At 65.9% G+C, this 7,862-nt stretch carries 5 protein-coding genes; 1 reads left to right on the forward strand and 4 read right to left on the reverse strand.

All coding sequences use genetic code 11. The annotated features are described in order from the left end of the window. The 4 genes from AC1VAN_RS05750 to AC1VAN_RS05765 all read right to left on the reverse strand — a co-directional run. Positions 1 to 692 (reverse strand): SDR family NAD(P)-dependent oxidoreductase (locus tag AC1VAN_RS05750; RefSeq protein WP_480985427.1); only part of this gene is annotated, 692 nt, incomplete at its 3' end. Positions 693 to 743: 51 nt separating this feature from the next. Then, positions 744 to 2,048, reverse strand: a complete 1,305-nt coding sequence (locus AC1VAN_RS05755) for an MFS transporter (protein WP_480985428.1) — start codon at positions 2,046 to 2,048, stop codon at positions 744 to 746. Further along, a complete protein-coding gene (locus AC1VAN_RS05760; protein WP_480985429.1) occupies positions 1,982 to 4,294 on the reverse strand; it encodes an oligoalginate lyase in 2,313 nt (770 codons plus the stop codon). Before AC1VAN_RS05760 ends, AC1VAN_RS05755 begins: the two co-directional genes overlap by 67 nt. Beyond that, entirely contained in the window at positions 4,291 to 5,643 is a 1,353-nt protein-coding gene (locus AC1VAN_RS05765; protein ID WP_480985430.1) for a polysaccharide lyase 6 family protein, read from the reverse strand. Before AC1VAN_RS05765 ends, AC1VAN_RS05760 begins: the two co-directional genes overlap by 4 nt. A gap of 330 nt (positions 5,644 to 5,973) precedes the next feature. On the opposite strand from AC1VAN_RS05765, the gene AC1VAN_RS05770 reads away from it, so the two are divergent. Then, positions 5,974 to 7,862 (forward strand): TonB-dependent receptor (locus tag AC1VAN_RS05770; RefSeq protein ID WP_480985431.1); only part of this gene is annotated, 1,889 nt, incomplete at its 3' end.

Below are 7,862 nucleotides of genomic sequence, written 5' to 3' on the forward strand. Positions count from 1 at the left end.
GCCGACGCCAGGTAGACCGCCGCATCGGCGGCTTCCTCCGGCAGGCCCTGGCGACGCAGCGGCGTCGCGCCGGCCACCGCCGTACGCACTTCCGGTTTGGTGAATTCGTCATGGAAGCGGGTGGCGATCATGCCGCAGCACAGTGCGTTGACGCGGATACCCTTCGGCCCCAGCTCCTTGGCCATGGCCCGGGTGAAGGTCATCACAGCCGCCTTGGCAGTGGCATAGATCGCCGCACCAGGGCCTCCGCCATCACGACCGGCCTGCGAGGCGAAGTTCACGATCGCCGCGCCTTCGCCCATGTGCGGTACCACCGCGTGGGTGGTCAGGTAGGTGGAGGTCAGGTTGAGGTCGATGACCTTGTGGAAGAACGCCGGGTCGATGTCGGCCAGCGGACGACGCTCGACCATGCCGCCGGCCACGTTCACCAGCACGTCGATGCGCTGGCCGAATGCAGCCTGCGTTGCTGCGACCAAGCCGGCCACGGCGGCGGGATCGGTGACGTCGGCGCGGTGGGCGATGGCCTGGCCACCGGCCGCCTTGATCAGCGCCAGCGTTTCCTGCGCGCTGGCTTCGTCGTTGGCGTAGTTGAGGCAGACGCGTGCACCGGCCGCAGCCAGCTTGATCGAGACGGCACGGCCGATATCACGGCCACCACCGGTGACGATGGCCACCTTGTCCTGGAACGACATGCGGGAAACTCCTTGGTTTGCGGGGGAATGCGAGGAAATGGGGGGGGGGGCTCAACCGTCGGTGCGGTCGAGCTTGTGGATCGGTCCGGTCCACCACCACAGCGCGGCCAGCGACAGCGGCACCAGTGCGGCGACGAGGATGAAGATCGGTGCATAGGAATGGCGGGTCAGCACCGGTACCAGCCAGGTGGTGATCAACGTTCCGGCTACGGCGGCCAGGCCGCCGAGACCGGCCAGCGTGCCCACCGAGCGGCCATCGAACAGATCGCCGGGCAGGGTCTGGATGTTGCCGATGGCGATCTGGAAACCGAACAGCACTGCTGCAATCGCCAGCACCGCAAACAGCGGCTGGTTGGCCAGTACCGCGCCCAGCAGGGCCGGTGCCATGATCACGCAGCCCAGCGAAATCGACAGCTTGCGCGCACGGTCCACGCTCTGGCCGGCATTGATCAGGCGCCCCGACAGCCAGCCGCCGCTCAGGCTGCCCAGCATGGCGCCGACGAAGGGCACCCAGGCGAACAGGCCGATCTGCTTGATGTCGAAGCCGAAGGTCTCGGCCAGATAGATCGGCAGCCACGATACGAACAGCCACCAGATCGGATCCAGCAGGAAACGGCAGGCGAGCATGCCCCAGCTCTGCCGGTGGGCCAGCAGCGAACGCACGCTGACCTTCGGTGCATCCACGCGTTGCTGGCCAGCCTGGTCTTCCATGATCAGGCGCCGCTCGGCGTCACTCACCCACGGATGCTTGTCCGGGCCGGCGCGATAGACGAACAGCCATGGCAACAGCCACAGGAAGCCAAGTGCACCGACCAGTACGAAGGTGCCGCGCCAGCCAAGCCACAGGTACAGGCCGGCGATGGCCGGCGCCGAAACGATGGCACCGATGGACGCGCCCGCGTTGAAGATGCCCTGTGCGAGGGCACGCTCACGCGCGGGGAACCACTCGGCATTGGCTTTCACCGCGCCGGGCCAGGCACCGGCTTCGCTGATGCCCAGCATCGCCCGCACCACGCTGAAGGAGAGCATGGAGTGGGTGACCGAATGCAGCGCGATCGAGATCGACCACACACTGATCGACAACGCGAACCCCAGCCGCGTCCCGATCATGTCGAACAGGCGCCCGAACAGGAACTGGCCGGCGGCATAGAACAGCATGAACACGGTCACCAGCAGTGCGTAATCGTCCTTGGTCGCGCCGACTTCCCTGGCGATCTCCGGCCACATCACCGCCAGTGCATTGCGGTCGATGTAGTTGATCACCGTGGCCACCGCGATCAGGCCGACGATCAGCCAGCGCACGGCCGAGCGCACCGGCACCTTGCGCAGCGTGGCCACGGCCGAGGGGCCGTYCATCGTGCCTCACCCTTGCTGCGGTCCATGCGCGCATGGCTGCCGCTCCAGCGGTAGGCATGGCCATCCACCGTCACGCTGTGTTCGCCCTTCGCGTCGCTGTCGTCGGCCACGCCGAGTGCGATGCGGGCGCCGCTGGCCAGGCGCAGCTCGAGCACCTCGGCATCATTGCCGCGGGTGCGGATGATCTGCTTGATGCGGCTGTCGGCACCGTGCACGTACTCGGCGGTGCCGTTGTACTCGCCATGCGGCTCCAGCACGCTGAAGAAGGTCACATCCTTCTGTCCTTCCACGCGCTGCAGCAGCGCCGGTTCGCGGCGCAGGTTGAACTCGGGATCATTGGCACCGCTCTCCACCAGCAACGCCTGCGCCGGCGCACTGCTGCCGAAGCGGTAGGTGTAGAAGCGTCCGTCGAGCAGCCACGCCAGCGTGCGCGGCTCACTGCCGGCCTTGCTGCGTGCGTCCAGCCACAGGTGCTGGTAGCCGTTGTCGCTGCCGAGCACCGGGCGCTGGGCAGGGAAATGCTCGGCCTCGAAACCGGTGGTGACGATGTGGCCGTTGAAGTGCAGCGGCAGGTCGTAGCGTGCAGCCTTGTCGCCGTGCACCTGCAGCAGGTCCAGCACCACCGGCAGGCCCAGTTCGGGGTGGCGCAGCAGTGCCTGGGTGCGGGTGAACACCACGCCCGGATAGGCATCGCGCATCGTCGCCGAGGCGATCTGGGTATCTGCGTCGGCCTGGAAGAAGCGCACCTGCGGGGCGAGTTCCTCACCGCGCTTCCAGTCGCCCTTGAAGTGGCTCTGCTCGTTCACCACCAGCGTGTTGTGGGCCACGGTCTGCTTGGCCCAGCTGCGGTTCTCGGCCAGATAGATGCCACCGCGCTTGGCTTCCACGTTGAGGAAGCGCGCCGCGCCGTAGTCGGTCACCACGGCGTTGCCATTGTCGTAGAACAGCCAGTTGAGCTTGTCGAAGTGGCCGTGGCCCATGCCCTGCATGGTGTCCTTCTGCACCAGCGCCTGGCCGCGTTCGCCACCCATGCGCAGGATCGCCAGGCCGCCGCGTTCACCGTCCGGGCCGTCGCGCAGCAGCATCGGCCGGTAGTCGAACGGTTTGGCTTTGTTGGCTGCCAACGCCTGCGCCACCTGCAGCCCTTCCGGCGACAGCAGCAGGCGTTTCTGCTGCTGGGCGACCGACAGCAGACGGTCATCGCCGGCCTGCGCATAGGCGATGCCGATGCCAGCCACCAGCTCTTCGGTATCGATGCCCTTGTCCAGGATCGCATCGTTGATCGGGAAGAACAGGCCGTCGTAGCTGGTCTGCACCAGCACGTCCACCGCCTTCAGCAGCACGCCGTCGCGGCGCGCGAAGATCTTCCGCTGCGGCTCGTTGCGTTCGATCGCGTTGGCAAACAGCAGGAACGGCGCCAGCGCATAGCGCTGGTAGTAGGGGCCTTCCTCGTAATACCCATCGGGCGAGAACAGCAGGTCGATCTGCCGCAGGAAACCGAACTGGTCATCCTTGCGGCTGCCGCGCAGCGATTTCTCCACCAGTTCGCGATCACGCAGCACGTAGCCGGTCAAGCCGGTGGCGGCCACCGCCCAGGTCGCGTGGTTGTGGATCTGGTCGTAGTTCTTCGGCTCGCTGGCCAGGAACTCGGCCATCGGCCGGAACACCTGCGATTCGATGGTCTGCCGATCCTGCGGCGACAGCGCATCGCGGATCGCGTCGTAGCCCTGGATGGCGTTGACCAGCCAGACCGAATCGTTGAGCACCTGCCAGAACACCCGGCCGGGAATCTGTCCGCGTCCTTCCGGATGCGGGCCGAGGGTCGGGTAGAGCTTGGCGTACTGCAGCAGCATGTCGCGCGAATAGGCGACATAGGCCTTGTCGCCGGTCAGCCGGTACAGGGTGCCGGCGGCCAGCAGTGCCTGGTAGTTGCGCTTGTGCTGCTCATGGGTGCGACCGCCGCCCTTGTCCTTCGGCACCGGCACGTCGATGCCGGCCTTCATCATCTTCTGCAGCGATTTCTGCGTACGCGCCTGTTCCTTGGCGAACCACGGATAGCGGCTGCCTTCGCTGGCCATCTGCTGCCACTGCGCGGCGGTCACCAGTACCGGCGCGGTATCGCCTTGTCGCGCGGCTGCGGCAGGTGCCGCATGCAGCGGTGCCGTCGGCAACAGGGCGAAGGGAGCGGCCAGGGCGAGGGCGATCGCCAGACGGTGGGAACAAAGGGACAGTGGCTGCAACCTCATCGATCAACTCCGGTGCTGGTGCGTGACAGGGCAACCTCGCCCACCTTGGGATACCAGTCCACCCCCGTCTGTTCGCGCGGGGTCATTGCCAGCGCCGGATCGGCGCCGATGGTGGGCAGGGGCGTTGCCGGCACCCACAGGCCGCTGGCGGCCTGCTGCAGGGTGATGCTGGCGCTGCTCACCCCGCCCGGGAATACGCTGCTGGCCTGCGGCGACTGCACGTTGYYGCTGAAGGCGATGCCGGCCAGCGAACTGGCCGCATTCGGTGGATTCTTGCTGGTGCGGTTGACGATCAGGTTGCCGCTGAAGTGGCTGTTGCTGGCGGCAACCACGATCCCCTTGGTTTCGTCATGGCCCACACCGAAGCTGATCTTCGCCACGTCGACGAAGGTGTTGCGGCTGATGGTCGCGTTGACCACCGGCGCGTAGCCGGACAACGGCGGATTGGCCTGTGCATCCATCACCGCCAGTGCCGAGCGGTTGCTGGAGCCGGCCAGCCGTTCGAAGTAGTTGTTGCTGACGGTCTGGTCGGCATTGATGATGCGCACGCCGCCGGTGCCGGCCTTGTCGTCGCCGAGGAAGAGGTTGTCGACCACCCGGTTGCCGTTGCCATGGCGCAGGGTCAGCGCGCCGGCCGAACGATAGAACACGTTGCCGCGGAAGGTATTGCCGCCGGACTTGTTGGAGACGATCTCGGTCTCGCCATCGCAGCCCTCGAACCAGTTGTTCTCCACCGTGCTGTTGGAATCGCTCAGCGAGGTGTCGCTGGTGCCTACACGGATCGTCTCTCCGCCATTGACGCCCAGCGCTGGCCGCGGGCCGAACCAGTTGTGGTCGATGCGGTGCTGGTTGTCCAGGCMCTGGGTGGCATCGCGCACCACCACCACCGTCGGGCCAGCGTTGGTCTTGCCGCGCAGCTGGCTGTGGTCGAGGCGGTTGTTGCTGCCGTACAGCGACACCCAGTAGTCCTGGTCGCTGCCATCGGGGTTGCTGTAGTCATCGATGACCAGGCCGGTGACGCGGCTGTGGCTGGCCACTGCCTTGCTCGACTCGCGGAACGCCACCACGGCGTCGCCCGGGGTGTAGCCGTTGCGGAATACCAGGTTGGAGACCTGCAGGTAGCTGCCGGCCAGGCGCAGGTCCGACCCCCCGCTGAGGATCACCTTGCCCGGCGTCTGCGCGCGCAGCACGATCGGTGCGGCGGCGGTGCCCTGGCCCTTCAGCAGCAGGCGCGCATCGGTCCAGGTGCCATCGGCCAGCACGATTTCATCGCCGGGTTGCAGTGCGGCAGCGGCGGTGGCGAACTCGGCGGCATCATGGACCAGCCAGCTCGCAGCGTTCGCCGGCAAACTGGTCAGGCAGGTTGCCAGTCCAATTGCCAGGCAATATCCAAGGGTGGGTTTCGAAAGGCGGTGCGAAGTCGGTTGAATGCGCATGAAGTCCTTCCAGAGACGGCGATGCCGCGGTTTCGGAGTGGGTGTGCATACCACTTGGTAGGTGTGTTGTAAGCCACGTTGCGCGCAAAGTCATGCTGCATCAGCACATGAAATGCCGGGCAACCGGTCTGAATCAAAGGTATTACGAAAAATCCAGTCCAGTTGGTTGACATTTCTGTGTCGGCGTGTCGAAGCTGCGTCCCACGCCTACCGTCCGGGCGATCCTTTGGGAGGAGGAAAACCATGCGGCAACCAGCCGGAGTTGTACGTCGTACACCGTTGTCACCCACACCGCTGATCGTGGCACTGCTCGCTGCGCTGGCGGCTTCGCCGGCCGTGCAGGCGCAGTCTGCCGGCAGCGGTTCCGGGCAGGACGCCACCACCCTGGACCAGGTCCAGGTCACGGGCATCCGCGAATCGATGCAGAGCTCGATCAACAAGAAGCGCGACGACACGGTGATCGCCGATGTGTTGTCGGCCGACGACATCGGCGACCTGCCCGCGCCATCACTGGCCGATGCGATCGAAACGCTGACCGGTGCCGCCTCGACCCGCGACAAGACCGGCGCATCGGAAATCTCGATCCGTGGTCTCGGCGCCTTCCTCAGCAGCACCAATTTCAACGGCCGCGAGATCACCAACGGCAGCGGCGACCGCTCGGTGAACTTCAACATGTTCCCGGCCGAGCTGATCAATACGGTGGCGATCTACAAGACCCAGCGTGCCGACATCATCGAAGGCGGTGTCGCCGGGACCATCGGGCTGGAGACGGTCAAGCCGCTGGAGTACGGCAAGCGCTCGGCGCAGATCGATCTGCGCGGCAGCTGGGCCGAGTATGACAAGAAGTACCGCGACGACGATGGCATCGGCTATCGCGGTACCGCCAGCTACATCGACCAGTTCGAATTCGGCAACGGCCAGAAGCTCGGCATCTCGCTGGGCATCCAGCGGCTGGAGGGCACCGATCCGGAGGAGAGCATCACCAGCGGCTCCACCTGGTATGCCTGCGATGGCAGGCAGAACGTGGCCAATGCCAACTGCAATGAAGTCAGCGCCCAGGCCATCGCCAACGGCGCGCCGTACTACCTGGTGCCAAGCAGCCGCATCTATCGCCTGAAGCAGGAGCGCAATGATCGCCAGAGCGAATTCGCGGCGATCCAATGGCGGCCCAACGACGTGGTCGAGGTCAACCTCGATTTCGAACATACCGAGCGCAACTGGGACGAGGACCGCAGCGACCTGAGCCTGTCCAATGCACGACGCGGCATCACCCAGCGCGAGGTGGACGAGGACGGCATCGTCCGCCACCTGCATGGCAGCACTTCCATCGATTCGACCTCCAACCGCTATTGGCGCGGCGAGGAATACACCGGTGGTGGCCTCAATCTGATCCTGCGCCCCAGCCCGGTCTGGGAGCTGTCCACCGATCTTTCCTATTCGCATACCAACCGCCTGGACAGCGAGCGCATGACCCGGCTGCGCGCCAACCAGCGCGACGTCAACAATGCCATCGTGCCGGGCATCAGCAGCGGCGCCACCGGCTATGTCGACTACGACTGGGACTGGCATGGCGAGGTGCCGAGCGTGGCGCTGGCGCCGAACTTCGACCCGAACAACTGGGACGCCTACACCGGCGCGGCGCGGGTGACCTCCAGCGCGACCGAGAACGACCACAAGATCAAGGCCGGCCGCTTCGATGCCAGCTTCATGCCCGAGTCCGGTTTCTTCACCCGCATCAAGGGCGGCGTGCGCGCCAGCCAGGCCGACTACCGGCTGCGCGACAACACCCTGGTGACCGACTACGACCAGCGCGTAGCGGCCGACAAGGCGAAGATCATTGCCGCCAACCGTGCCTGCCGTGCACCGTTCCCGCAGGACGATTTCATGGATGCGGCCAGCGGCAATACGATCTCCTCGTGGGCGTACTTCGATCCGAGCTGCCTCTACGCGTCCTTCCGCGGCACCAGCGACAGTGGCCTGGACCCGGACTTCCAGGACCCGAACAACGTCGATGTGACCGAGACAACCCGCGCGCTGTACCTGATGGGTGAATTCAGCAGCACGCTGTTCGGCCTGCCGGTCACCGGCAATGTCGGCCTGCGCTGGGTCAAGACCGACGTGCGTTCGGAAGG

It is taken from the genome of Stenotrophomonas sp. 05L44_2, from assembly GCF_056665995.1.